The organism is Micromonospora sp. PTRAS2 (genome assembly GCF_054052245.1).
Window position 1 is genome coordinate 432866 of the sequence record NZ_JBSWBU010000005.1, and the last position, 24248, is coordinate 457113.

At 73.2% G+C, this 24248-nt stretch carries 22 protein-coding genes; 5 read left to right on the plus strand and 17 right to left on the minus strand.

The annotated features are described in order from the left end of the window. Positions 1 to 29 precede the first annotated feature (29 nt). From ACVMYR_RS19800 to ACVMYR_RS19845, 10 genes are all read right to left on the minus strand, one after another. Positions 30 to 1121, minus strand: a complete 1092-nt coding sequence (locus ACVMYR_RS19800; RefSeq protein ID WP_457122384.1) for a hydroxyacid dehydrogenase — start codon at positions 1119 to 1121, stop codon at positions 30 to 32. Then, a complete protein-coding gene (locus tag ACVMYR_RS19805; protein ID WP_457122385.1) occupies positions 1105 to 2112 on the minus strand; it encodes a dihydrodipicolinate synthase family protein in 1008 nt (335 codons plus the stop codon). Before ACVMYR_RS19805 ends, ACVMYR_RS19800 begins: the two co-directional genes overlap by 17 nt. Positions 2113 to 2114: 2 nt before the next feature. Continuing rightward, a complete protein-coding gene (locus ACVMYR_RS19810) occupies positions 2115 to 3137 on the minus strand; it encodes an NAD-dependent epimerase/dehydratase family protein (RefSeq protein WP_457122386.1) in 1023 nt (340 codons plus the stop codon). 5 nt (positions 3138 to 3142) lie between these two features. Then, positions 3143 to 4036 (minus strand): carbohydrate ABC transporter permease, encoded by an 894-nt coding sequence (locus ACVMYR_RS19815; RefSeq protein WP_077937264.1) that lies wholly within the window; start codon positions 4034 to 4036, stop codon positions 3143 to 3145. Then, complete coding sequence (locus tag ACVMYR_RS19820) at positions 4033 to 4935, minus strand: carbohydrate ABC transporter permease (RefSeq protein WP_457122387.1); 903 nt, start codon at positions 4933 to 4935, stop codon at positions 4033 to 4035. Before ACVMYR_RS19820 ends, ACVMYR_RS19815 begins: the two co-directional genes overlap by 4 nt. Positions 4936 to 5026: 91 nt before the next feature. Then, positions 5027 to 6262, minus strand: a complete 1236-nt coding sequence (locus ACVMYR_RS19825; RefSeq protein WP_457122388.1) for an ABC transporter substrate-binding protein — start codon at positions 6260 to 6262, stop codon at positions 5027 to 5029. Between the two features lie 23 nt (positions 6263 to 6285). Next, positions 6286 to 7548, minus strand: coding sequence for a Gfo/Idh/MocA family protein (locus tag ACVMYR_RS19830; RefSeq protein WP_457122389.1), 1263 nt, complete (start codon positions 7546 to 7548; stop codon positions 6286 to 6288). Positions 7549 to 7580: 32 nt separating this feature from the next. Then, positions 7581 to 9797: a hypothetical protein gene (locus tag ACVMYR_RS19835; RefSeq protein ID WP_457122390.1), complete on the minus strand. Its 2217-nt coding sequence runs from the start codon at positions 9795 to 9797 to the stop codon at positions 7581 to 7583. 26 nt (positions 9798 to 9823) lie between these two features. After that, positions 9824 to 11923, minus strand: coding sequence for a hypothetical protein (locus tag ACVMYR_RS19840; protein ID WP_457122391.1), 2100 nt, complete (start codon positions 11921 to 11923; stop codon positions 9824 to 9826). A gap of 280 nt (positions 11924 to 12203) precedes the next feature. Next, the gene (locus ACVMYR_RS19845) at positions 12204 to 13019 is read right to left on the minus strand and encodes an IclR family transcriptional regulator (protein ID WP_077937272.1); all 816 of its coding nucleotides are present in this window, start codon (positions 13017 to 13019) and stop codon (positions 12204 to 12206) included. Positions 13020 to 13255: 236 nt separating this feature from the next. On the opposite strand from ACVMYR_RS19845, the gene ACVMYR_RS19850 reads away from it, so the two are divergent. The 5 genes from ACVMYR_RS19850 to ACVMYR_RS19870 all read left to right on the plus strand — a co-directional run bounded on the left by ACVMYR_RS19850 (position 13256) and on the right by ACVMYR_RS19870 (position 18311). Beyond that, the gene (locus ACVMYR_RS19850) at positions 13256 to 14635 is read left to right on the plus strand and encodes an aspartate aminotransferase family protein (RefSeq protein ID WP_396788313.1); all 1380 of its coding nucleotides are present in this window, start codon (positions 13256 to 13258) and stop codon (positions 14633 to 14635) included. Next, positions 14635 to 15822: a mandelate racemase/muconate lactonizing enzyme family protein gene (locus tag ACVMYR_RS19855; protein WP_457122392.1), complete on the plus strand. Its 1188-nt coding sequence runs from the start codon at positions 14635 to 14637 to the stop codon at positions 15820 to 15822. Before ACVMYR_RS19850 ends, ACVMYR_RS19855 begins: the two co-directional genes overlap by 1 nt. Further along, positions 15819 to 16661 (plus strand): amidohydrolase family protein, encoded by an 843-nt coding sequence (locus ACVMYR_RS19860; protein ID WP_077937275.1) that lies wholly within the window; start codon positions 15819 to 15821, stop codon positions 16659 to 16661. Before ACVMYR_RS19855 ends, ACVMYR_RS19860 begins: the two co-directional genes overlap by 4 nt. Further along, positions 16658 to 17485 carry an SDR family NAD(P)-dependent oxidoreductase gene (locus ACVMYR_RS19865; RefSeq protein ID WP_144082613.1) on the plus strand — a complete coding sequence of 276 codons (828 nt, stop codon included), beginning with the start codon at positions 16658 to 16660 and terminating at the stop codon, positions 17483 to 17485. The genes ACVMYR_RS19860 and ACVMYR_RS19865 overlap by 4 nt, the downstream gene beginning before the upstream one ends. Positions 17486 to 17654: 169 nt before the next feature. Continuing rightward, positions 17655 to 18311 (plus strand): flavodoxin family protein, encoded by a 657-nt coding sequence (locus ACVMYR_RS19870; protein ID WP_077937276.1) that lies wholly within the window; start codon positions 17655 to 17657, stop codon positions 18309 to 18311. On the opposite strand, the gene ACVMYR_RS19875 is transcribed toward ACVMYR_RS19870, so the two are convergent. From ACVMYR_RS19875 to ACVMYR_RS19905, 7 genes are all read right to left on the minus strand, one after another. Further along, the gene (locus ACVMYR_RS19875; RefSeq protein WP_077937277.1) at positions 18254 to 18793 is read right to left on the minus strand and encodes a hypothetical protein; all 540 of its coding nucleotides are present in this window, start codon (positions 18791 to 18793) and stop codon (positions 18254 to 18256) included. The genes ACVMYR_RS19870 and ACVMYR_RS19875 overlap by 58 nt on opposite strands. Then, a complete protein-coding gene (locus ACVMYR_RS19880) occupies positions 18783 to 19175 on the minus strand; it encodes a carboxymuconolactone decarboxylase family protein (protein ID WP_077937278.1) in 393 nt (130 codons plus the stop codon). The genes ACVMYR_RS19875 and ACVMYR_RS19880 overlap by 11 nt, the downstream gene beginning before the upstream one ends. A 3-nt stretch (positions 19176 to 19178) precedes the next feature. Next, positions 19179 to 20387 carry an MFS transporter gene (locus ACVMYR_RS19885; protein ID WP_077937279.1) on the minus strand — a complete coding sequence of 403 codons (1209 nt, stop codon included), beginning with the start codon at positions 20385 to 20387 and terminating at the stop codon, positions 19179 to 19181. Positions 20388 to 20394: 7 nt separating this feature from the next. Beyond that, positions 20395 to 20907 (minus strand): aromatic-ring-hydroxylating dioxygenase subunit beta, encoded by a 513-nt coding sequence (locus tag ACVMYR_RS19890; protein ID WP_457122393.1) that lies wholly within the window; start codon positions 20905 to 20907, stop codon positions 20395 to 20397. Further along, the gene (locus ACVMYR_RS19895; protein WP_396788316.1) at positions 20904 to 22226 is read right to left on the minus strand and encodes an aromatic ring-hydroxylating dioxygenase subunit alpha; all 1323 of its coding nucleotides are present in this window, start codon (positions 22224 to 22226) and stop codon (positions 20904 to 20906) included. The genes ACVMYR_RS19890 and ACVMYR_RS19895 overlap by 4 nt, the downstream gene beginning before the upstream one ends. Further along, positions 22223 to 23389 (minus strand): glycosyltransferase, encoded by a 1167-nt coding sequence (locus tag ACVMYR_RS19900; protein WP_457122394.1) that lies wholly within the window; start codon positions 23387 to 23389, stop codon positions 22223 to 22225. Before ACVMYR_RS19900 ends, ACVMYR_RS19895 begins: the two co-directional genes overlap by 4 nt. A 300-nt stretch (positions 23390 to 23689) precedes the next feature. After that, a complete protein-coding gene (locus tag ACVMYR_RS19905; protein ID WP_457122395.1) occupies positions 23690 to 24187 on the minus strand; it encodes a YunG family protein in 498 nt (165 codons plus the stop codon). Positions 24188 to 24248 lie beyond the last annotated feature (61 nt).

Below are 24248 nucleotides of genomic sequence, written 5' to 3' on the forward strand. Positions count from 1 at the left end.
ACGGGCCCCGGTGGGGGTGGCTGCGCCGGTCAGCCCGTCCGGGCGAGCAGCTCGGGCGTGACCGCGTGGGCGAGGGGCCGCCCGCTGGCGTACCGGACGATCTCGTTGACGACGATCTCGCCCTGCCGCCGGCGGCCCTGCACGGTGCCGGCGGCCTGGTGCGGGGTGAGCAGCACGTTGGGCAGCGCCCGGAGGGGATGGCCGGTGGGCAGCGGCTCCTCGTCGAAGACGTCCAGCGCGGTGTCGATCCGGCCGCGGGTCAGCTCCGCGACGAGCGCCGCCTCGTCGACCAGCCAGGACCGGGCGGTGTTGACCAGCCCGGCGCCGTCGGGCAGCAGCGCCAGCTCGCGGGCGCCGAGCAGGTGCCGGGTCTCCGGCAGGGTCGGCGCGTGCAGCGCGACGATGCGGCTGCCGGCGAGCAGCTCGTCCAGGCCGACCAGCCGGGCGCCGAGCCGGGCGGCGTCCGCCGGGGTCAGGGTCGGGTCGCAGACGCTGACCTCCGCGCCGAGGGCACGGACCAGTTCCAGGTACGCCCGCCCGGTGCGGGACGCGCCGACGACGCCGACCGGGCAGCCGAGGATCTCGTGCCGGGGCGGCGTCTGCTCCGCCCGGTGCCACTCGGCGCCCGCGTGCAGGGCGTGGTCGAAGCGGGGCGTCTGGTGCAGCAGGGCCAGGGTGAACGTGAGGGCGACCTCGGCCACCGACCGGGCCATGCCCTGCCCGGCCTGGGTGACCGTGACGCCGCGCGCGAACAGTTCGGCGGTCACGAACGGCTTGACCGACGCGCCGGTGTGCGCGACCAGCCGCAGTGCCGGGGCCCGGTCGAGCAGGGCCGCGTCGAGCCGTGGCACACCCCAGGAGGTGACCAGCACCTCGGCCCGGGCCAGCACCGACGCCAGGTCGACGCCGGTGAGCGCCGCGTGGTCGTCGACGAGGGTGGCGTCGGTGGTCGCGGCCAGCCGGTCGCCGACCCGGTCGGGGAAGAACTGGGCCCGCAGCGCGGCGGACACGCTGACCACGGTGACCGGGCGGCGCGCGCCGGTGGGCGGGGTCACCGGTGGGCCGCCCGCCGGCCCGGCTCCCGTGCCGGCTCCCGTCGGCGGCTCACCGGAGCCAGCCATCGCGGTGCTCCGCGACGAAGTCGTCGTCGGTCAGCCACGGGTAGGCGGCGCTCACCCGGGTCAGCTCCTCCGCCTGGCCGGGCGACAGCCCCTCGGCCGGGTCGAGGCACCACACCCCGTCGAGCAGCCCCTGCCGGCGCAGCACCTCGTGCACCCCGGCGATGCAGCCGTGGAAGCCGTTCGCGGCGTCGAACACCGCCGCGTTCGCGTCGGTGACCGCCGCGCTCCGGTCGGTCAGCTCCGCCAGCGCCGCCGCGTCGCCGTCCCGGGCCGCGCGGGCCCGCGCGAACAGCCCGACGGCGGCGCGGGTCCACACCGCCCACTGGCCGAGCAGCCCGCCGACGAACCGGCGGCCGGCGAACTCGCCGAGCAGGTCGCCGACGATGTGGTCGTCGTTGCCGGTGTACAGGGCCACCTCCGCGCCCCGGTCGGCGGCGGCGATCCCGCGCACCGCCTCCAGGGTCCGGTACCGGTCGAACGGGGCCAGCTTCACCGCGACCACCGAGGGGAGGTCGGCGAACGCCCGCCAGAACGCCGGGGACAGGCGCGGCCCGCCGATGGCCGGCTGGAGGTAGAAGCCGATGACCGGCAGCACCTCGCCGACCGCCCGGGCCCGCCGGAGCAGGTACGCCTCGTCGGCCCCCGGCACGACGGGGGACAGCAGCACGGCGTGGTAGCCGAGGCCGGCGGCGAGTTCGGCCTCGGCGACGGCCTGGGCGGTGTCGCCGCACGCCCCGGCGATCTTCACCACGGGCCGCCCGGCCTCGGCGTCGACGGTCTCGGCGGCCAGGGCGAGCACCGGCCGCAGCTGGCCGGCCTGCCGGATCGTGAACTGGGTGGTGTGCACGCCGACGGCGAGGCCGCCGGCCCCGGCGGCCAGGTAGTAGCGGGTCAGCGCGCGCTGCCGCCGCTCGTCGAGGCGGCGGTCCGCGGTCAGCGCGAGCGGGTGCGCGGGGATGACGGTCCCCGCGCGCAGCAGGTCCAGGGACACGGTCAGAACCTCCCGTCGCGGACGGCGAACTTGGTGGGCTTGCCCGAGGTGGGCAGGCCGGCGGCCAGCCAGTCGGCCTGCCAGTCGATCAGGGTGCCCAGCGCGACGTCCGGGTAGCCGAACAGCGCGTGGCAGCGGGTGGCGTCGTTGAGCAGCGCGGTCGGCGCCTCCTCGCCGGTGTAGCCGACCGGCCGGCCGAGGCGCTCGCCCATCCGGGCGGCGATCCGGCGCACCGGGGCGGTCTCCGGGCCGGTCAGGTTCAGGGTGAACACGTCGGTGCTGGCGTGCCCGAGCGCGCGCAGCGCCACCTCGTTGGCGTAGCCCTGCCAGACCACGTTGACGTGGCCGGTGGTGACGTCGACCGGCTCTCCGGCGAGCACCGCGTGGCCGATGTCGGCGAGCACGCCGTAGCGCAGGTCGACCGCGTAGTTGAGCCGCAGCACCGCGACCGGGGTGTCCCGGGTGGCGGCGGCGTGCGCGAACACCTGCTCGCGGCCGAGGCAGCTCATCGCGTAGTCGCCGAGCGGCCCGGTCGGGTCGGTCTCCACGCAGCCGCCGGTGCCCACCCGCACCATCGGGTAGACGTTGCCGGTGGAGAAGGCGGCGATCCGGGCCGCCGGGTAACGCCGGGCCACCGCCGCGGGCAGCACCGCGTTGACCACCCAGGCCAGGTAGGGGGCGCTGGCGGTGCCGAACTTCGCGCCCACCATGAACACCACGTCGGCGGCGTCGGGCAGCCCGGCCAGGTCGCCGTCGCCGAGCAGGTCGAACGCGACCGGCTCCACCCCGTCGGCGGCCAGCGCGGCGGCGGTCGCCCGGTCCGACCAGCGCGACACCGCGTACACCCGGTCGCCGGTGCGGCCGGCGGCGTCGAGCCCCCGGCGGGCCAGCCGGCACAGCGACGGACCCATCTTGCCCCCGGCGCCGAGGACCACCAGGTCGCCGGCACCGCCGGCCAGGTCGGCGACGAGCGCCGTCGAGGGCCGGGCGAGCCGCTCCTCCAACTCGGTTTCACTGTCGAACACTGCACTCATCCCTTGATTCCGGACATCGTGACGCCCTCGGTGAAGTACCGCTGGCCCACGAGGTAGGCGGCGAAGATCGGCACGAACGCGACGACCGAGCCGGCGAGCATGACGTTGAGCGGCACCTGCTCCTTCTGCAGGGAGGCGATGCCGACGGTGAGGGTGCGCATGTCCCCGCTCTGCCCGATGATCAGCGGCCAGAGCAGGTCGTTCCAGTGCCACAGGAAGACGAACACGCCGAGGGTGGCCAGGATCGGCTTGCACAGCGGCAGCACGATCCGCACGAACATCCGCCACTCGGACGCGCCGTCGATCTTCGCCGCCTCGAAGAGCTCGTCGGGCAGGCCCTGGATGAACTGCCGCATCAGGAACACCGCCTGCGCGTTCGCCAGGGTGGGCAGGATCAACCCCCAGTACGTGTCGACCCCGCCGACCTTGGCGATGAGGATGAAGGTGGGGATGAGGGTGACGTGGTACGGCACCATGACCATCGCCAGGAACGACCAGAACATGGTCTCCCGGCCGGGGAAGCGCTTCTTCGCGAACGCGTACCCGGCCATGGCGGCGAGCAGCAGCACCGCGACGACACTGACCACCGAGTAGATGGTGGTGTTCAGCAGCCAGCGCAGGATGTCCCGCGAGTCGAGCACCGTCGCGTACGCGTCGAACTCGATCGGCCAGGGCAGCAGGCTGCCGGGGAACTCGACGGCGGCGGCGGGCTTGAGGCTCAGCACCACCATCGCGTAGAACGGGAACAACGTGACCACGCTGGCCACGGCGAGCAGCACGTAGCGCAGCACGACGCCGCCGGGCCCGGGTTGCAGCGCCCGGTAGGAGCGCCGTCGGCGGCGCGGCGGGGGCGCCGGGGTCGGCGCGGGGGCGGTGGTCGTGGCGGTCACTTGTCCCTCCCGAGGGTCAGCCGCTGGATCAGCGCGACGACCAGCGTCATCACGAACAGGGCCACCCCGATCGCGCTGGCGTAGCCGAGGTCGAAGTACTTGAAGCCCTGGTCGTACAGGGCCATGACGAGGGTGTAGCTGGCGCGGGCGGGGCCCCCGCCGGTCATCGCGTACACCAGGTCGAAGACCTGGAACGAGGCGGTCGTCTCGATCACCAGCAGGAAGAACAGCACGGGCTTGAGCTGGGGCAGCACGATCCAGCGGAACCGCTGCCACGGGCCGGCGCCGTCGGTGAGCGCCGCCTCCTCCTGCTCGCGGGGCAGGTCCTGGAGGCGGGCCAGCACGATCAGCATGCCGTAGCCGAAGTGCGACCAGACGCCGACCAGGGCGAGCGCCGGCAGCACCAGCGTGCTGGAGGCCAGCCAGGAGTCGTCGGGCAGGCCGACCCAGCCGAGGATCCGCGACCACGGGCCGTCGGAGGAGAACACCCAGGAGAAGATGGTGGCGACCAGCACCAGGCTGGTGACCACCGGCAGGAAGAACACCGACCGGAACAGGCCGACGCCACGGAAGCCGCGTCGGACCAGCAGCGCCAGCCCGACCGACGCGGCGACCGTCAGCGGCACGTACAGCACGGTGTAGCCGGCGGTGACCCGCAGCGCCTGCCAGAAGACGGGGTCGTCGGCCAGCCGCCGGGCGTTGTCGAGGCCGGTCCACTCGGTGTCGCCGCCGATCGTGTAGTCCATGAAGCCGAGCACCAGGCCGGCGATCGCCGGGCCGAAGCGGAACGCCAGGAACAGCAGGAACGCGGGGAGGACGAAGAGCAGACCCCATCGTGCCTCGCGCCGGGCGATCACCCGCCGGGCTCTGCGGGCCGGCAGCTGAGCAGGTACGGCCATCTCGCCATCCTCTTCGCAGATTCGACACCGGCCGGTCGGGCCGGTGTGGTGGTGCCCGGCCCGCCGCCGCACCGCGGCGGGCCGGCGGGGCTCAGAGCAGCGCGTCGGCGGCCTTCGCCGCGTCGGCGAGCGCCTGCTCCGGGGTCTTCTTGCCGATCAGGGCGGCCTGGATCTCGGGGGCGAGCACGCCCATCACCTCGCGGCTCTTCTCGTGGAGCGGGCCGACCGTGGTGCTGCCCAGGGTCTTCTCCATCTCGGTGCTCACCGGGTCCTGCGGGTACAGCGACCCGGCGGAAGTCTTGGCGGAGAAGTAGCCGCCGGCGACGTCGTACGCGGAGGCGACCGCCGGCGCGGTGACGAAGGTGATCCACTCGCCCGCGGCCTTCTTGGCCTTGCTGCCCTTGAGGATCGACAGGCTGCCCACGGTGCCGTAGCCGACGCTCTTGACGTCGCTCAGCGGCGGGAAGATCTTGATGTTCTCCTTGCCCCAGAACTGCTCCACGTCGGCGGGGACGTGCTGCCAGGTGCAGGCGACCTTGTTCTTCGCCACGTTGGTCTGCTCGAACGCCGGGATGCTGGTGATCAGGTCCTTCTGCACGTAGCCGCCGTCGACGAGCTGCTTGAGGAAGGTCAGCGCCTTGACGCCCTCGGGCCCGGCGAAGGCCACGGACGTGCCGTCGGCGGTGAACACGTCGCCCCCGGCCTGCCAGAGCAGCGGGTAGAAGGACTGGTTGAGCGTGGCGCTCGGGTCGGCGTAGTAGTTGGTGGCGTCGAAGCCCTTCGCCTTCAGCTTCGGCGCGAGGGCCAGCAGGTCGGCCCAGGTCTTCGGGTACTCGGTGAGCCCGGCGGCGGCGAACACCTTCGCGTTGCACATCAGCGGGTTGCTGCTGGTCAGCAGCGGCGCGCCGAGCATCTTGCCGTCGAGGGTGACGGCGGTCCGGACGTTCTCCCGGTAGTCGGCCTTCGCGTCGGCGGGCAGGTAGTCGTCCACCGGCTCGATCATCTTCTGGAACTTGCCGAGCTGGTCGGGGATCAGGTAGACGACGTCCGGGCCCTTGCCGCCGGCGATCGCCGCCGTCAGCGACTCCTCCCGCTTGGCCCACGGGAAGATCTCGACCTTGACGTCGATGTCCGGGTGGTCGGCCTTGAACGCGGCGACCTGCTTGTCCCAGAAGCCCTTGTGGGTGGCCTCGTCGGGGACCACCGGGTAGATCCACATGGTGACGCTCTGCCTGTCGCCGCCGGCCTCGGAGCCGCCGCCGCAGGCGGTGAGCAGCCCGGCCGCCAGCGCGACGGCCGCGACCGGTGCGAACCTGCGAAGTCTCATCTGTGCGTTCCTCTCGAAGTGGTTCACTGCGCGGGCACGGTCACGACCGCGCCGGTGTGCCGGGCCGTCTCGGCGGCGAAGACCGCGAGGTGGCTGGCGAGGGTCTCGTCCAGTCCGGACCGGATGTGGTGGTGGTCGCCGGTGGCCACGGCGCGGACGAAGGCGTCCATCAGCCCGGTGTCGCCGCCGCCGTGGTCGTCGGCGGCGGTGGACCCGCCGACCGTGCCGGCGTCGAGGACCTCGATCCGGTCGGTGCGGAAGTCGTGCACCCGGACCCGCTCGCCGTCGCCGGACAGGCAGCCGTGGGTGCCGAACAGCTGGGTCTGCCGGTGGGTCTGTTCGGTGAAGGCGGCCATGGTGAAGGTGGCGGTGACGCCGCCGGTCAGTTCCATCGCCACGACCTGGTGGTCGACGACGTCGTTGTCGCCGGAGTACACGCACCGCCCGTACGGGCCGGTGCGCAGCGCCTCGACCAGCGCGGCCTCGTCGGTGCCGTCGGTGACGACGCTGACCGGCCAGATCGGCCCGTGCTCCCGCAGCACCGGCAGGTACAGCTTCGGCGCGGAGTACGGGCAGCCCGGCTCGACCGGGCAGTCCAGGCACCGGGCGGCCGCGCCGGCCGGCGCCTGGTCGGGCCGGAAGTGGCGCAGCCCGCCGAAGCTGGCGACGCGTTCGATGCGCCGGCCGGTGACGTAGCCGAGCCAGTCCAGGTCGTGGCTGGACTTGGCCAGCAGCATCGGGGTGGCCAGCTCCTCCCGCCGCCAGGGGCCGCGCACGTAGGAGTGGGCGTAGTGCCACCAGCCGACCGGTTCGAGGTGCTGGACGCTGACGATCTCGCCCAGCACCCCGCTGTCCACCACCCGCTTCACCAGGTCGGTGTAGGGGGTGTACCGCAGCACGTGGCAGACGGCGAAGAGCACGCCGGTGGCGCGTACCGCGTCGACGATCTCGCGGCACTGGTCGGCCGTCGGCGCGAGCGGCTTCTCCACCAGCAGGTGCCGGCCGGCCCTGGCGAACGCGACGGCCGGCTCGACGTGCATCCGGTCCTGGGTGGCGACGACGACCGCGTCGGCCGCCAGGTCCGCCGCCAGCAGGTCCCGCCAGTCGGCGAACTCCGCCGCGCCCGGGTGGGCGGCGGTGATCAGACCCCGCTGGTGGGGACGCGGGTCGGCGACCGCGACGAGTCGCGCCCGCGTGGGGTTGGCGGCCACCCAGCGGGCGTACGTCTGGCCCCGGTTGCCCGCGCCCGCCAGCGCCACCCGCACCGGCCGGTCCTGCTGTCGCACCTGGCTCCTCGCCTTCTCTCGTCGTGGTGTGGTCAGACCGTGAGGTTCCCGGCGTCGCGGACGCGCGGGCCGGCGGCGGGCAGCTCCCGGGACACGCCCTCCTCGACGCACCCGGTGTGGTGCAGGTACGAGCCCTCGCCGAAGCCGGCGTCGGCCAGCCGCAGCTTCCCGCCGGTGAACTGGACGCCGACGGCGGAGTACCGGTTGGTGCCGGCGTCGACGGCCACGTGCGCGGTGCCGGCGTCGGCGGTGGTGCTGAGGTAGCCGCCCAGCTCCCACCGCACGACGCCGGTGGCCGCGGCGCGCGACAGCAGCGCCCCGGCGGAGTTGGTGCCGCTGAGCACCGCGCCGCCGCCGACGCTGATCCGCTGGTCGGCGGTGCCGGCGAGGCGGATGCCGGTGTCGGTGAGGGTGCCGCCGGTCACGCGCAGGTCGGCGGACTTGACGGTGGCCGGCGCGGCGTCGGGCGCGCCGACGAGCGTCACGTCGGTCAGGTGCAGCCGCCCGGTGCCGCTGAACGTGTGCCCGTCGACCCCGCGGATGGTGGTGCGGACCAGGTGCACCGGCGTGGTGACGCTGGCCTGCACCACGTCGGTGCCGGCGGTGGCGAGGGTGAAGGAGCAGCCCTCGATGACGTTGGGCCGCTGCGAGCGGGTGGACTGCTGGGAGATGATCAGCGTGTCGTCGGCGGAGCAGCCGCGCAGCTGCACCCCGTCGGCGTTGACCCACAGCATCCCGGAGCCGGCCAGCCCGGCCTTGCGGATGACCTGGACGTCCTCCAGGGTCAGGTCGGTGACCTTGACCCGGGCCACGAACCAGGAGCACACGTGCTTGCGGACGGTGATCCGCTTCGCCGCCGAGCCCCAGGCCGCCCCCGAGTTGGCGAACGTCATCAGCCCGGAGTTGCCGGTGTAGACGAGGTCGTGCTCGTACTGGCCGTGGGTGACGAAGGGGCCCTGGTCGTCGCCGTCGCCGTGGCAGTTGGTGACGTACCCGTACGCGGAGGCGGTCCAGTCGTTGAGGTGCCGGGCGTTGGAGGTGCGGCAGTCCTCGACGTGCCCGTACAGGCAGTAGATCTGCTGGGTGAGGTAGCCGGCGCCGCCCCAGGTGACGGAGGTCGGGTTCTTCAGGGTGCACCGGGCGGTGTGGAAGTAGGTGCACCAGCGCCGCATGATCACCGGCCAGAAGGTGCCGGTGGCGTCGATGTCGGCGACGTCGCAGTGCACCGCGTACTCGTAGGCGACCGGGTGCGAGCCGGTGTACTGGTCCGCGCCGTTGCCGGTGAAGACGAGGTTGCGCACGTGCACCCGGCTGACCGGTTCGACCCGGGTCCAGGTGAGGGTGCGCCCGGCGGCCAGCTCCCAGCCGTTCTTGTAGTTGACCCGGATGTGGGTGCCGTCGACGATCTGGGTGACCTGGACGAGTTTCTGCAGCTCCCGCTCCCAGGTGCCAGCGAGCCGGTTGACCTCGACGGCGTACCACTGGCCGACGGCGAACGCCGCGGAGTCGGCGACCTGGAACGAGTCCCAGCCCTCCCGGACGGCCTCGGTCAGGGTGTGGGTGCGTACCTCGTCGGTGACCTTGCCCCGGAAGAACAGCACGGCGGCGAACGGGTCGTCGCGGCCGGCGTCGGCGATGCCGTCGGTGGACATGGTGTGCCCGCCGAAGTCGAGCACCAGGTCGCTGCGGGTGAACCGGTGCCGCTTCACGAAGTGCAGGTCGGAGTGGGCCTCGATGCGGTGCACGGTGGGGTCGGTGACCATCGCGTCGAGGGCCGCGTCGGCGGGGGTGCCGGCGTCGAAGATGCCGAAGTGCCGGAACTCGACGACGCCGTCGTGGAGCTGGAGCCAACGCCCGGGCCGGTCGCCGTCGGGGGCGAGGACGGTGCCGCCGTTGGCGGGGGCGGTGCTGGCCGCGTCCCAGCGGAGCAGGCGGGCGGCGCCGTCGCCGGCGGCGTGGTAGCCGTCGATGTGCACGACCTGCCCGGCGCGCAGGGTCTGGGGCTTGACGGCGAGCAGCGCGGCGACGGTGCCCACGTGCAGCACCCCGTTGAGGCCGGGGGCCAGCGGTGCCGGCGGGGCGGGCGGGCCGTCCGGCTTGGCGGAGGCGGCGGTGGCGGGGGAGAGGGCGAGGGCGGTGCCGGCGAGGGCGAGCCCGCCGAGCCCGGAGGCGCGCAGCACGGCGCGGCGGGAGGCCGGCGCGAGGTGGTGGGTGGGTGTCCCGTCGGGGTTGGCGTTGTCGGCGTGCATGGGGGTGTCTCCTCCTGCGGGGGCGGTCAGAGGGCGAGGTTGTCGCGGGTGACGACGCGGGCGGACTCGGCGGGCAGCTCGCGGGCGACCCCCTCCTCGACGCACCCGGTGTGCAGCAGGGTGGAACCGGCGCCGAAGGCGGCGTCGGCGAGCGTCAGCCGGCCGCCGGAGAAGCGGGCGCCGACGGCGCGGTACCGGTTGACCCCGGCGTCGACGCGCACGTGCGCGGTCTGCGCGTCGGCCGCGGTGCTGCGGTAGTCGCCCAGCTCGATCCGGACGGCCCCGGTGCCGGCGGCCCGGGTCAGCAGGGCCCCCCGGGCGTTGGTGCCGGTGACCGCCGCGCCGCCGTCGACGACGAGGCGCTGGTCGCGCACGGCCGACAGCTCGATGCCGGTGTCGGTCAGGGTGCCGCCGCGCACCACCACCTCGGCCGCGCCGATCAGCAGCGGCGCCGCGCCGGGCGCCCCGGTCAGCGTGCAGTCGGTGAAGCGCACCGGGCCCGAGCCGCGCAGGATCGCGCCGTCGAGGCCGCGGAAGGTGGTGCGGACGAAGTGCACCGGGTTGCTCACCGGGGTCTGCACGATCACGGTGCCGGCGGGCTGGTCGAAGTCGCAGTCGGCGATGATCGTGGGCCGGCCCGATCGGGCCGAGCGCTGGGCGATGCTGAGCGTCCGCGCCGAGCAGCCGCGCAGCTGCGCGCCGTCGGCGTTGACCTGGAGCGTGCCGGCCGGGTCGAACGTCGAGCGGGGGATGACCCGCACGTCCTCCAGGGTCAGGTCGGTGATCTTGGTGCCGGCGACGAACCAGGAGCAGACGTGCCGCCGGACGGTGATCCGCTTGGCGCTGATGCCCCACTGGCCACCGCTGTTGGCGATGTCCATTAGGCCGGAGTTGCCGGTGAAGACCAGGTCGTGCTCGTACTGCCCGTGGGTGGTGAACGGGTTGCCGCCGGCGTCGTCGCCGTCGCCGTGGCAGTTCTCCACGGTGCAGTACGCCGAGGCGGTGAGGTCGTTGAGGTGCCGGGCGTTGCTGCTGCGGCAGTCCACCACGTGCCCGTACAGGCAGTAGATCTGCTGGGTGAGGTAGCCGGCGCCGCCGTACATCACGGCCGGCGGGTTCTTCAGGGTGCAGTTCGCGGTGGTGAAGTGGGTGCACCAGCGGCGCATGATCACCGGCCACCAGGTGCCGGTGGCGTCGATGCCGGAGACGTCGCAGCGCACGGCGTACTCGTAGGCGACGGGGTGGGAGCCGCTGTACTCGCGGTCGTCGGGCCCCGACCCGGGGTACTCGCCGGTGAAGGCGACGTGGCCGAAGAAGACCATGTCGCGCACGTGGGCCCGCTGGACCGGCTCCACCCGCTGCCAGGTGATCCGGCGGCCCGGCTCCAGGGTCCAGCCGTTGAGGTAGCCCACCCGGATGTGGGTGCCGTCGACGATCTGGGTGACCTGGACCATCTTCTGCAGTTCGCGCTCGTCGGCGCCGGCGAGGGCGTTGCTGGTTGCCGTCCACCACTGGCCGACGGCGAACCGCGCCGAGTCCGGCACCTGGAAGACGTCGGTCAGCTCGGGCACGGTCTCGGTGAGGGTATGGGTGATCACCGTCTCGGTCACCGTGCCGCGGAAGTACAGCACCGCGCCGAACGGGTTGTCGTGGGTGTTGCGCTCGATGCCGTCGGTGTGCACGGTGTGCCCGCCGAAGTCCAGCTCGATGTCGCTGCGGCCGAAGGTGTGCCGCTTGACGAAGCGCAGGTCGGTGTGGGCCTCGACCCGGTGGATCGTCGGGTCGCCGACCATGGCGTCCAGCGCGGCGTCGGCGGGGGTGTCCCGGCCGAAGATGCCGAACCGCCGGAAGTCGCCGGTCCCGTCGTGCACGGCCAGCCACCGGCCGCGCCGGTCGCCGCGGCCCGGGTACGGGTCGTGCACGGTGCCGCCGTTGCCGGCGGCGGTGCTGGTGGGGTCCCAACGCAGCAGGCCGCCGCCGCCGTCGCCGGGGCGGTGGTAGCCGGCGACCCGCACCAGGGCGCGGGCGGCCAGCGTGGCGGGGGCGAGCCGGGCCAGGTCGGCGACGGTGTCGACGCGCAGCATCTGGTCGTGGGGGGTGGGCGTGGACGTGCCAAGTAGACCCATGGAGAGCCTCAACCTTCGCGGTCCAGCCGTCCGGCGGGGCGCCGGACGGCGGTTGCTTGGGGGCCTGCGGGCGCCAAGGGGCGGCCACAGGCGGGGGAAGGTCGGGCAAACGCGCGAGGCGCGCAGGCGGCGGAGCTGCTGACCGGAACGCCCGGCGCCGGGGCTGCGGCGCGACGGGAGTCAGCTGTTCGCCCGAGACGGCCGCGGCTGGGGGGCCGCGACCTGCCACGGCCGGGGCCGTGACGTTGGCGGGAACGTTAAACAGCAGGTGAACCGGCTGTCAAGGGGTCTGCTCCGCCGGGACGTGGCCGAGGCGGACGGAGATGGCCTCGGCGGCCTGGCGCACCTGCCGGCCCAGCTCCTGGTAGCGCCAGCTGGGCAGGCCGAGCTTCAGCCCGGTCACGCTGATCGCGCCGCAGCACCCGCCGCTGTGGTCGCGCAGGGCGCTGCCGATGCAGAACACCCCCTCGGCGTCCTCCTCGTCGTCGAGGGCGTACCCGGCCTTGCGGACGTCGTGCAGGTGGGCCACGAGCGAGTCCAGGTCGGTGATGGTGTGGTCGGTGCGCCGGGGCAGCCCGACCCGGCCGATCAGCTCGGCCACCTGCGCCGGGGTCATCTCGGCCAGCAACGCCTTGCCCAGCCCGGTGCAGTGCGGCAGCTCGCGGGTGCCCATCCGCAGCTCGATCTGGATGCGCTCGCCGTTGCTGACCTGGTCGATGACGACCGCGTGGGCGCCCTCGGGGACGGCCAGCCGGGAGCTGAGCCCGGTGTCGCGGGTCAGCGCGGTCAGCACCGGACGGGCGATGTCGCGCAGCGACAGCTGCTCCTGGGCGCGGACGCCGAGGCGGGCCAGGGCCATGCCGAGCCGGTAGCGGCGGTTCATCCCCTCGCCGTCGTCGGCGGCCAGGCCGTGGTGGCACAGCGTGTGCAGGGTGGCGAACGCGGCGCTCTTGGACAGGCCGCAGGCGCGGGCGACGTCGGTGACGCTCAGCCCCTCGTTGGGAGCGGCGGCGGAGAGCACCTCCAGCACCTCGGCCGCGCGGCTGACGCTGCGCACCAGGTAGCGGGAGCTGTCGCCGTCTTCGGTGGTGGCCATGGTCCTTCTTTCGGTCAGTGACGCTGAAGCTGTTCGCCAAGACCGAACAGCGTAACAAACCCGTTCGGAATTCGGGCCCTCGCTGTTGACCTTCGCGATTTCACCTGCCTAGTATGCCGAACATCGTTTGGTATAGCCGAACACTGTTCCGAAGTTTTGTTGGTTCCTCCCGCGGCGGACAAACCGCGGCGTCGCGACCGGGCTGGGTCGCCGCGCCGCACCGATGAGGAGAAGGTGTGAATTCACGATCGGCCCCGTCCGGCGTCACCCTCGCCGAGCGGGCACGCCGGGTCATCCCCGGCGGCGTCAACAGCGGGCAGCGCAGCATCCCGGGCCTCACCGAGATGGTGATCGCCCGCGCCTCCGGCGCGCGCTTCTGGGACGCCGACGGACGCCAGTACACCGACTACCACGCGGCCTTCGGGCCGCCCCTGCTCGGCCACAACGACCCGGACGTCAACGCCGCCGTCGCCGAGGCCGGCACGCGGGTCGACCTGTGCGGGGTGGCCGTCACCCACGGCGAGATCCAGCTCGCCGAGACCCTCGCCGAGCTGGTCCCGAGCATCGAGAAGGTGCTGCTCACCAGCACCGGCAGCGAGGCCACCTTCCACGCCCTGCGGGTCGCCCGCGCCGCCACCGGCCGCCGCCTGGTGGTCAAGTTCCAGGGCTGCTACCACGGCTGGCACGACTCGGTCAGCCTGAACGTGATCTCCGCCCCCGACCGGGTCGGCCTGCCCGACCCGATCTCCACGGGCATCCTGCCGGAGGTCCTCGACGCCACCCTCGTGCTGCGCTTCAACGACGTGGCCGCCGTCCGGGCCGCCTTCGTCGCGCACGGCGACGACATCGCCGCCGTCATCGTCGAGCCGGTGCCGCACAACGTCGGCTGCCTTCTGCCCGACCAGGAGTTCCTGCAGGCGCTGCGCGACGAGTGCACCCGCGCCGGCAGCGTCCTGGTCTTCGACGAGGTGATCACCGGTTTCCGGCACGACCTGGGCGGCTGGCAGCGGATCAGCGGCGTCACCCCCGACCTGACCACCCTCGGCAAGGCCATCGCCAACGGCTACCCGATCGGCGCCCTGGGCGGCCGCGCCGACCTGATGGACCTGTTCAGCACCCGTCCGGGCGCGCCCGCCTTCTTCGCCGGCACCTACAACGGCCACCCGGCGGTGGTCGCCGCCGCCCTCGCCACCCTCGGCAAGCTGCGCGCCGAGCCCGTGCACGAGCACGTCTACCGCCTCGGCGAGCGGGCCCGCGCCGGCATCGCCGAGGTCCTCGCCGACCTCGGCGTCCCCGCCGTGGTCACCGGGCACGGCTCCGTGTTCGTGACCTACTTCATGTCGGGCCCGGCACCCCGCAGCTACGACGACCTGCTGCGCAACGATGCCGGCATGTTCATCGGCTACCGTCGGCGGATGCCCGAGCACGGCATCTTCGAGCTGCCGCTGAACCTCAAGCGCAACCACATCTCCTACGCGCACACCGACGCCGACATCGACCACCTCGTCGAGGCCACCCGGGCGGCCGTGCGCGACACGCTCGCCTCCGGGGGGACGACCGAGCTGGCCGGCACCGCCACCATGGGCGGCGCGGTCGCCGGCGGGGAGGGCCGCTGATGCTCACCGTCGACAAGACCAGACCGGTCGGGCCGGCCGGGCGGATCAGCCGGGTGGAGACCCTCACCCTCGGCACCGCCTGGCGCGACTTCTCCTACGTGCGGGTGCACACCGACGCCGGGCTGACCGGCGTCGGCGAGATCACCCACCCGTACCGGGCCCGGGAGACCTGCCAGCTCGCCGAGGCGATGGCCGGGCGGCACCTGATCGGCGCCGACCCGTTCGACGTCGAGGAGATCTGGCTGCGCATGTACCAGGGTGACTTCCTGCGCGGCGGTGACGTCGGCGGGATCGTCGTCTCCGGCGTCGACCAGGCCCTCTACGACCTGATGGGCAAGGCCCTCGGGGTGCCCGCGTACCGGCTCACCGGCGGCGCCTGCCGCGACCGCGTCCGGGTCTACGCCAACGGCTGGTACACCGGCGACCGGGAGCCCGCCGCGTTCGCCGAGCGGGCGCGGGCCACCGTCGCCAAGGGGTACACGGCGCTGAAGTTCGACCCGTTCGGCGCCGGCCTCGGCGAGCTGTCCCGGGCCGAGCTGCGCCGCTCGATCGACATCGTCGCCGCCGTCCGCGCCGCCGTCGGAGAAGAGATCGAACTGTACGTCGAGGGCCACGCCCGCTTCGCCATGCACACCGCCGCCCGGCTGGTGCGGGAGCTGGAGCCGTTCGACCTCGGCTGGTTCGAGGAGCCGCTGCCGTGGACCCACATCGAGCGGTACGCCGAGCTGCGCGCCCGGGCCACCATGCCGATCTCCGGCGGCGAGCACTTCCACAACCGCTACGAGTACGCCCGGCTGTTCGCCACCGACGCCGTCGACATCATCCAGCCCGACCTCTCCATGGCCGGCGGCTTCACCGAGGTGCGCAAGCTCGCCGCCATCGCCGACCAGCACGCCATGGTGGTCGCCCCGCACAACTCCAACTCGCCGCTGTGCACCACCGCCTCGGTGCACGCCGTCCTCGGGATGCCGAACTTCAAGATCCTGGAGACCTTCGACGGGCTGCTGGAGGACTACGTCTTCGACGCCGTGCGGGGCGCCCTGCCGGTGGTCGACGGGCACATCGACCTGCCCACCGCGCCCGGCCTCGGCATCGAGCTGGTGGACGAGGTGTTCGCCGAGCACCCGCCGAGCCACGGCTTCTGGAACATGTTCGCCGAGGGGTGGGAGAAGCGGGACCGCCGATGATCGTCGACGTGCACTCGCACCTGTTCGACTGCCCCGACCACGTCGGCGACCCGTTCGCCGCCGAGGCGGCGCGGGCCCACGGCGGCGAGGTCGACCTGACGGTGCGGTGGTCGCAGTACGCGGCCACCGCACCGGCGGACACCCGCACCGTCGTCGTCGGTGGCAAGGCCCGCCGGTCCGGGCTGTGGGTCGACGACGCGGCGGTGGCCGCGTACGTGGCCGCCCGGCCGGACCGGCTCGTCGGCTACCTCGCCCTGGACCCCACCCAGCCCGGCTGGCGCGACGAGCTGGAGCACGGGCACCGCGACCTGGGCCTGCGCGGCATCAAGCTGATGCCGATGTACGCCGGGTTCGACCCCGCCGACCCCGCCTACGACGACCTGTACGCCTACGCCGAACGGCACGGGCTGCCGCTGCTGGTGCACACCGGCACCACGTTCGTCTCCACGGCGCCGCTGCGCTACGCGCTTCCGGTGCACCTCGACGAGGTGGCCATCCGCCACCCCGAGCTGCGCATGGTGCTCGCCCACCTCGGCCACCCGTACGAGGGGGAGTGCATCGCGGTCGTCCGCAAGCACCGGCACGTCTACGCCGACGTGTCCGCGCTGCACTACCGCCCCTTCCAGCTCTGGCACAGCCTGCGGCTCGTGCAGGACTACGGCGTGTGGCACAAGCTGATGTTCGGCAGCGACTACCCCTTCACCACCGTCGACGCCTCGATCGAGGGGCTGCGGGCGGTCGGGCGGGTGCCCGGCATCCCCGGCCTCGACCCGCTCGACACCGAGCAGATCGAGCGGCTGATCCACCGTCCGTCCCTCGACCTGCTGGGGTTGGCATGACCTCCCGCGTCCCGCCCTCCTTCGACCTGTCCGGCCGGCTGGCCGTGGTGACCGGAGCCGCGCGCGGGCTCGGCGCCGCGTTCGCCGCCGGCCTCGCCTCGGCCGGCGCCGACGTGGTGGTGGTGGACCGGCCCGGTGTCGACCTCGACCCGGTCGTGGCCGCGGTGACCGAGCGGGGCCGCGCCTGCCACCCGTACCCCTTCGACCTCGCCGACACCGAGGCGATCGCGGCCTGGTTCGACGGGGTACGCCGCGACCGCGGCCCGGTGCACATCCTGGTCAACAACGCCGGCGTGGCCCGGCTGGAGCACTTCAACGAGATCACCGTCGCCGCCTGGCGCGAGGTGATGCGGGTGAACGTGGACGCCGTCTTCTTCCTCGCCCAGCGCGCCGCCGAACACATGATCGCCGACGGGGTGGCGGGCCGGATCGTCAACGTCTCCTCCAAGAACGGGCTGATGGCCGAGGCCGGGCTGGCCCACTACAACGCCTCCAAGGCCGCCGTCGAGCTGCTCACCCGGTCGCTCGCCGCCGAGCTGGGGCCGCACGGCATCACCGCCAACACGATCGCCCCCGGCATGATCGCCACCCCGATCGACGGCGAGTTCCCCCTGGACCGGCAGGCGTTCGAGGCCGCCTGGGCGGAGCGGATCCCGCTGCGCGGCGGCTACGGCACGCCGGCCGACTGCGTCGGCGCGCTGCTGCTGCTCGCCTCCGCCGCAGGCCGCTACATCAACGGCACCCACCTGGTCGTCGACGGCGGAGTGCTCGCCGACCAGATGCCCCGGCTGCGGTTCATGCCGCCCTACCGCAGCAGCCTCTGACCACGCGGCCGGCCCCGCCGCGGCGTCCGGGCCGGGAGCGCACGCGGTGCGAGCGCTTCCGGCGCTGCCCCACTGTCGGTAGGTTGGTGCTGCCTCCGCGTGACGGCCACGGGGCTTCGTCAGGTGGCCGGCCCCGGGTTGGCGCCGAGCGGACAGGGGAGGCCCTCGAATGAAGATCGTCGCGTTGTCCTGCACGCAGAAACGTCTGCCGTCGGTGACCGACGCGCTGCTCGAAGCGGCGATCACCGGCGTCGTCCGGGAGGTCGGCGACGCGCAGATCCAACGGATCCGGCTGATCGACCACCGCATCGCGATGTGCGAGGGCGAGGACACCTGCCTCGATCCCGAGGTGGGCCGGTGCACCCTCGACGACGACTTCGCGCACGTCGTCGACCTGGCCGAGGGCGCGCAGGCGATGCTGCTCGCCATGCCGGTGTACGCGGGGAACGTGCCGGCCGTGCTGAAGATCTTCCAGGAACGCCTGAAGAGCTTCATGAACGCCCCGCACCGCCCGTTCGGCAACCTGCTGGTGGGCACGATCGTCCACTCGCGCACGATGCTGACCGAGCCCGCGCTGGGCGCGCTGTTCCCGTGGTATCTGCGCCTGCGGAACAGGAACGTGGCGTCGGCGTGCGTCACCCAGAACGAGCACCAGGACCTGACCCGCACCGCGGCGGTCGACCTGTGCGTGGCCGTGGGCCGGCAACTCGGCATGACGCTCGACGCCAGCCGGTCGCCGGCCCCCGACCGCACGGCCCTGCCGGTGGTTCAGGCGCCGGCCCGTCCCCGCTGCGGCGAGCCGGCCGCGTCCCCCGCCGGTGCGTGAGGAGGGGACTCCGCGCGCCAGGTGCACCCCTCGCCCGCCTGGTCACAGGTCACCGTGACGTCCGGCTCCACGTAGCGGGCGGCGATGGCGGTGTTGAGTTCCTGGCAGTACGCGCACGGCGACGAGAACGTCAGCACGACGCCGGCGCGGGCGGCCCGCTTGCGGTACCGCAGGATCCCGCAGTCGGCGTTGCGCAGGACGGTGCCCGAGGGGCCGGGCTCACTCGTCACCGCCGAGTCGTACAGCAACAGCTGGTTGCGCAGCCGCGTCATGAAGTGGTCGGTGGCGGACACCCCGGCGGGCCGTTGCGCCCGCAGCAGCTCCGCGGTGATCCGGGAGTTCGCCTGGATCCACGCGGCGAGGCCCTCCTCGCCGTGCTCGCCCAGGACGAACTCCTCCGCGGCGGCCTGGGCCTCGAAGAACCGCTGACGCCACAGGTCGACCTTCTCGGCCGGGTCGAGGGGAGACGACTCACCGGTCACGGTCCGCGTCCTTGTCCGCGGCGGCGTCCAACTCGGCGAAGACCTCCTGGGCGACGCGCAGCCCGTTGTTGGCCACCGGCCAGCCACCGTAGTAGGCGAGCTGGATGATGACCTCGACGATCTTCTCCCGCGACATCCCGAGGTGCAGGGCGGCGCCGATGTGGCCGCGTAGCTCCCAGTCGGTCCGGGCCAGCGCCACCGCGGTCAGCGCCACCAGTTCCCGCTCCTCGACGCTGAGGTGCGGGCGGGTCCAGATCTCGCCGAACAGGTGGTCGACGGTGATCCGCAGGAACTCCGGGTAGGAGCCCGGGCGCGGTTCGCGGCCGAAGACCTGCTGGAACATGGCCACGCCCTGCTCGTGGCGGACATCCGGCTGGCTCATCGATCAACTCCTTCGCATTGGCCGAACAGTTGGCAACGTCCACGCCGCCACGAAGGCGGCGGCCAGGAGCGCCGCGCCGCTGCCGAAGGCGGCCGGCACGCCCACCCGCTCGGCGACGAGGCCGACCACGACGGGCCCGACCACGGCGCCGACGTCGGTGCACATCGAGAAGACGGCGACGCCACTGCCGGCGCGGCCCGCGACGACGTCACCGATCAGCGCGGCCGGCGCGGCGTTGAGCAGCGCCGAACCCGCCGCGTACACACAGAGCAGCACGACGAGCCAGGCGTAGCTGTCCACGAACGCCAGGGCGGCGATCGCCGCCGCGGCCACCCCGGTGCCGGCGACCATGGCGGGCCGGCGGCCGGCCCGGTCCACGACCCGACCCGCCGGAACGATCAGCAGCGCCTGGACGACGGCGGACGTCGTGAACGCCCAGCCGACCCACGTCACGTCGTGCCGCCAGGCCACCACCACCGTGGGCACCAGCGCGCCGCGCAGCCCGAACAGGACCCAGCCCTGCGCCAGCGCCGCGAGGCACGCCGCCACGTAGCGGCGGTCCCGCAGCAGGACCGGCAGCCCGACCGCGTCCCGGCCGGGCTCCGCGCCGGCGGTGCGGCCGGTGCGGAGCACCGCCAGGGTCAGCGCCGCGGCGGCCAGCAACAGCACGGCGTACGCCAGGAACGGCGTGGACAGGTCGACGAGGGCGAGGAGCCCGCCCAGCGCCGGTCCGCAGACCCCGCCGAGCAGGAAGCCCGCCTCGAACACGGCGCTGGCCCGGCCCCGCCGGTCGGCCGGCGCGACCGCCAGGAGCGTCGCCAGGGCGGACACCGAGAACAGCACCGAACCGACGCCGCCGAGGCCCCGGAACACGAGCAACTGCCCGTAGGACGAGGCGAACGCGGTGAGGGCCGAGGAGACCGCGCACAGCAGCAGGCCGGCGACGAGGACCCGCCGTTCCCCGAACCGGGCGCCGAGCCGGCCGCAGAACGGGCTGGCGGCCAGCCGCAGCAACGCGAACAGGGCGACGAGCACGCCGATCCGGGTGGGCCCCGCCCCGAACGTCGCCGCGTACACCGGCAGCACCGGCAGCACCAGCCCCAGGCCGAGCATGACGCAGCCACCGACGACACTGAGGACGTAGACCTCGCGGGGGAGACCCGGCTGGGCGGTGGCAACGGGTGGGGCGTTGCCGGTGCCGGCCGCCGTCACTGCCCGGTCACAGGATGATGCTGAGCTTGCCGTGCTCGTACAACGTCTCGTGGTCGAGCACCACGACCCGTCGCCGGACCCGGAACGACTCGCCCGCGACGACCAGCTCGAACCGGTACTTTCCGACGTAGGCGTCGGAGCGCCCGTGCCCGAACCGGTGCACGACGACGTTCGCCGCCACGTCGAGGTGTGTGCCCCGGTCGGCCAGGATCTCCACGTTGCCGATCATCCGGTTCGTCCGCGACCGGGGGTTCTCGCACCACACCTCGTCGTTGAGGAGCTGTTCGATGCGCTGGCGCAGCCGGGCGGCGTCGTCGTCGACGAGCCCGAGCGCGTCGGTCGTCCCGTCGCGGACGTCGGTGGCGGGCACCGCGTAGCGGACGTCGTCGGTCAGCATCTCGTCGTACCACTCGCGCAGGCGCCACTCGTCGAGCAGGCGCGCCTCGCGGAACAGGAACCGGCTCACCCGGTGCCACAGCCGGACCTGGGCCGCCTCGTCGACGCTCAGCTCGATGGTCATCGTGGTCCCGTCCCGTGCGCGCCGCCGGGGTGGGCGGCCTCGACGTGGTGGCCGTCGTCGCCGTGCATCAGCCGGTCCCACTGCCGCCAGAACTCGCGGGCGGGAAGCTCGTCGGTCGTCTCCGGGACCTCCTTGTTCATGCCCCGGGACAGGTCGGAGTAGCGGACCGTGCGGTTGAGGTAGCCCCGCTGGCACGACTCGATGATCTCGATGTCGTCGGGGGTGGCGAAGCCGGCGGGACCGAGGAACGTCAGGTAGTGGCTCTTGCGGAGCTCCCGGATGTCCGGATCCTCGTCCCTGGGGGCCAGGGCGACCGAGGTGATGGCCATCCGGCCGGCGCCGACCGGGTCGATCTTGCGGATCGTGATCGCGATCGCGTCGATGATCATCAGGTTGGGGAAGACCAGCAGCGCGCGGTTGGTGCCGGTGATCCGCTGGGCGCGTTCGGGGCCGAACCGGTCGACGAAGCGGGCGGCCGTCGCCTCGATCCGGGGCCGGACCTCCGCGCCGAACATCGGCGTCCAGTAGGCGAGCGGCCGGGCCGCCGCCGGCGGCAGCTCGTTGGCGCCGTGACCCCGGCCGAGGGCACGGCCGAAGCCGCCCCGCCGCCGGGGTGGCACCGACCCGAGCGACTCCATGTAGCTGACGTACCGCTTGTGCAGGGCCCGGAAATGGTAGATGTCGACGCTGTTCTCCATCATGAGCTTCCAGTTGGCCTGGGCCCCGTGCAGTTGCGCGCCGCGGATCACCTCCATCCCCGCCTCGGACTGGTCGTCGACGAGGTCGAGGTATTCCGTCGCACCCGCCAGGTATTCGGTCAGGGTGAGCGGCTGCTGCGGATCGAAAGTGACGAACACGAAACCGCGGTAGGTGTCACTGCGGTGCCGCGCGAGGCCGAAGTCCGCCTTCCGGAAACCCGGCCCGTATCCGTCCGGGATCGGGACCCCGACCAGGTCGCCCTGATTGGAGAACGTCCAGTCGTGGTACGGGCACCGGAACGATCTGACCTGCCCGGCCGGCTGCGAGCAGATCAGGGCCCCACGGTGGGTGCAACTGTTGGCGAACACCCGGATCACCCCGTCGGACCCGCGCGCCATGACCACCGGACGCCCGCCGACGTCGCGGGCCACGTACGAGCCCGGCCCGGGCACCTCCGACTCGTGCCCGACGTACAACCAGCACCGGTCGAAGATGCGGGTCAGTTCCCGGGCGGCCACGTCCTCGTCGGTGTAGGCGCGGCGGTCCACCCGGAACGAGTGACGCCCGGGATCGTCGAGCACGATCGGGTCGCCGACCGGCCGCTGCAGTTCGATGGTCACCGCGCCCCCTGCCGCTGCAGCGTCTCGACCGCGCCGACGACCAGCTCGGCCGTGCGTGCGGCGGAGTCGCCGCACTCCGGCTGCGCGGCGCGCAGCCGGGCCCGGTAGTCCCGGGCGGGATCGAGCAGGTCGGCGACCGCGGCGGCGACCGCCTGCCCGGTGACGTCGGCCGGCGGCAACGCCGTGCCGAAGCCCGCGCTGCCCACGAAGTGCGCCTGGATGGGCTGGTCCACCGCCAGCGGGATCACCAGCATCGGCGTCGCCGCCCGGACCGACTCCGCCACCGAGTTGTAGCCGCCGTGGGTGACGAACACGTCGGCGCGTTCGAGCACCTCACGTTGCGGCAGGTAGGGGGCGGTGAGCACGTCGTCGGGCAGCGCCAGCTCCGCGGCGAGGTCGCCCACCGCGGCGATCACCTGGGCACCGGTCGCGGCCGCCCCGAGGATCACCGTGCGCAGCAGCTCCGGCCGCCGGTAGAAGATGGTGCCGAAGGACACGTACACCACCGGGCGGTCGGGGTCGAGCCGGTCCAGGCCCGCGAAGGCGACCTCGTCCCCGCGTGCCCCCGCCGCGCCCGGCAGCCCGACGAGCTGCACACCGTCGTCGGTCACCGCGTCGGCACCGACGAGGGCGGGAATCGTCGGCATCAGGTTGAGGATCGGCGACCGCGCGGAGTGGGTCCGGGTCGACCACCCCACCCCGTGCCCGGTCAGATAGGCGCCGACCTGCTCGTCGTAGGGCCAGCGGCCCCGCCGGTGCTCGGCCGGGCACACTCCGCCGAGGTTGGCCCAGATCATCCCGTACGGCACGCCGGACGCGTGCGCGCCGACCATGGCCGCCGCCGTGACCGGCAGCGAGTCGACGAGCACGAAGTCCGGTTCGACCGCCCGGATCGCGTCGGCGGTCTGGTCCGCCACCGGCGACGACCGGAGCATCGGGCCGATCTTCGCCGGGTCGTCGCTCCACGGCGCCATCTCGACCTGCCCGACCCCGTGGACCTCTGCCTTGCCCAGTGCCTGGCGGCGCTGCTCGTCGAGCGCGCCGCCGTCGGCGGACAACAGCAACAGCGCGACCTCACTGCCAGCACTCTGGAGCGCGTTGACCACCGGAACATACGGGTTCAGATGGCCGTGCTGAGTCGTGGTGAGCAGGGCGACGCGCATCAGATCTCCGATCCATCGAGAGAAGACGACCAGGCCGACCCGGGATCTGGCTCCGGACGAATCACAGCAGCCACGACCGCGACACCCCCTGGCTTCGGCAACGAGTCGGGACGGCGACGCACGAACGGCAGGACTCTGCCCCCGGACAGGCGAGAAAACGCCCGGCAGGCGAAAGGGACCGTCGACGTCCAGGTACTACTACGAGGTGTTACGCATTTCCCTCATCGCTGAGGGGAACATCGATTGACGTTACTCGGCACAACTCGAACAACCCGGTTCGCCGCCTGCCCGCAGACGGTTTCACAAAGCCTGCCGGGATGTGCAATCGATGTCAATGCCTCTGCGTGTCGCGGATGTCGCGGTGTGTCGCGACCGCGGCTCCGCCCGCCGGCAGCCCTCGACCGGGCCTCTCCGGTGGCCGCCCGGCGGGGGGAAGGCCGGGACGACAGTTCGACGAGCACCCGCTGCCTCAGCGTCTCGTGCTCGGCGCGGCATCGTCGGGGTGCCCGGCGGCCGTTGCTGCACCTGACCGCCGACGACGGCCTCATCCGGGCGGAACTGGTCGGCCGTGAGGTCGATGTGCCTGCCGTCGGGCAGCCGGTTCCAGTGGCGGTGACCGGTCCTGGTGCCGTTGGCGAAGACCTCGCCGAGGATGAGCTCCCCGCCGTGCTGGCCCTGCACCGACTGTTCCGCCGCCGCGTACCACGTGCGTTCTGGCACCTGGGGGCCCGCAACGGGCCGGGCGGCGACCGTGGCCCGCGGTCGCCGCCCGGACGACCCCGCCCGTGCGCGGTCCACCCGCCGTCGCGCCGGGACGGGGTCGGCGCGACGGCGGGGGACCCGGCGTCGCTAGGACGTC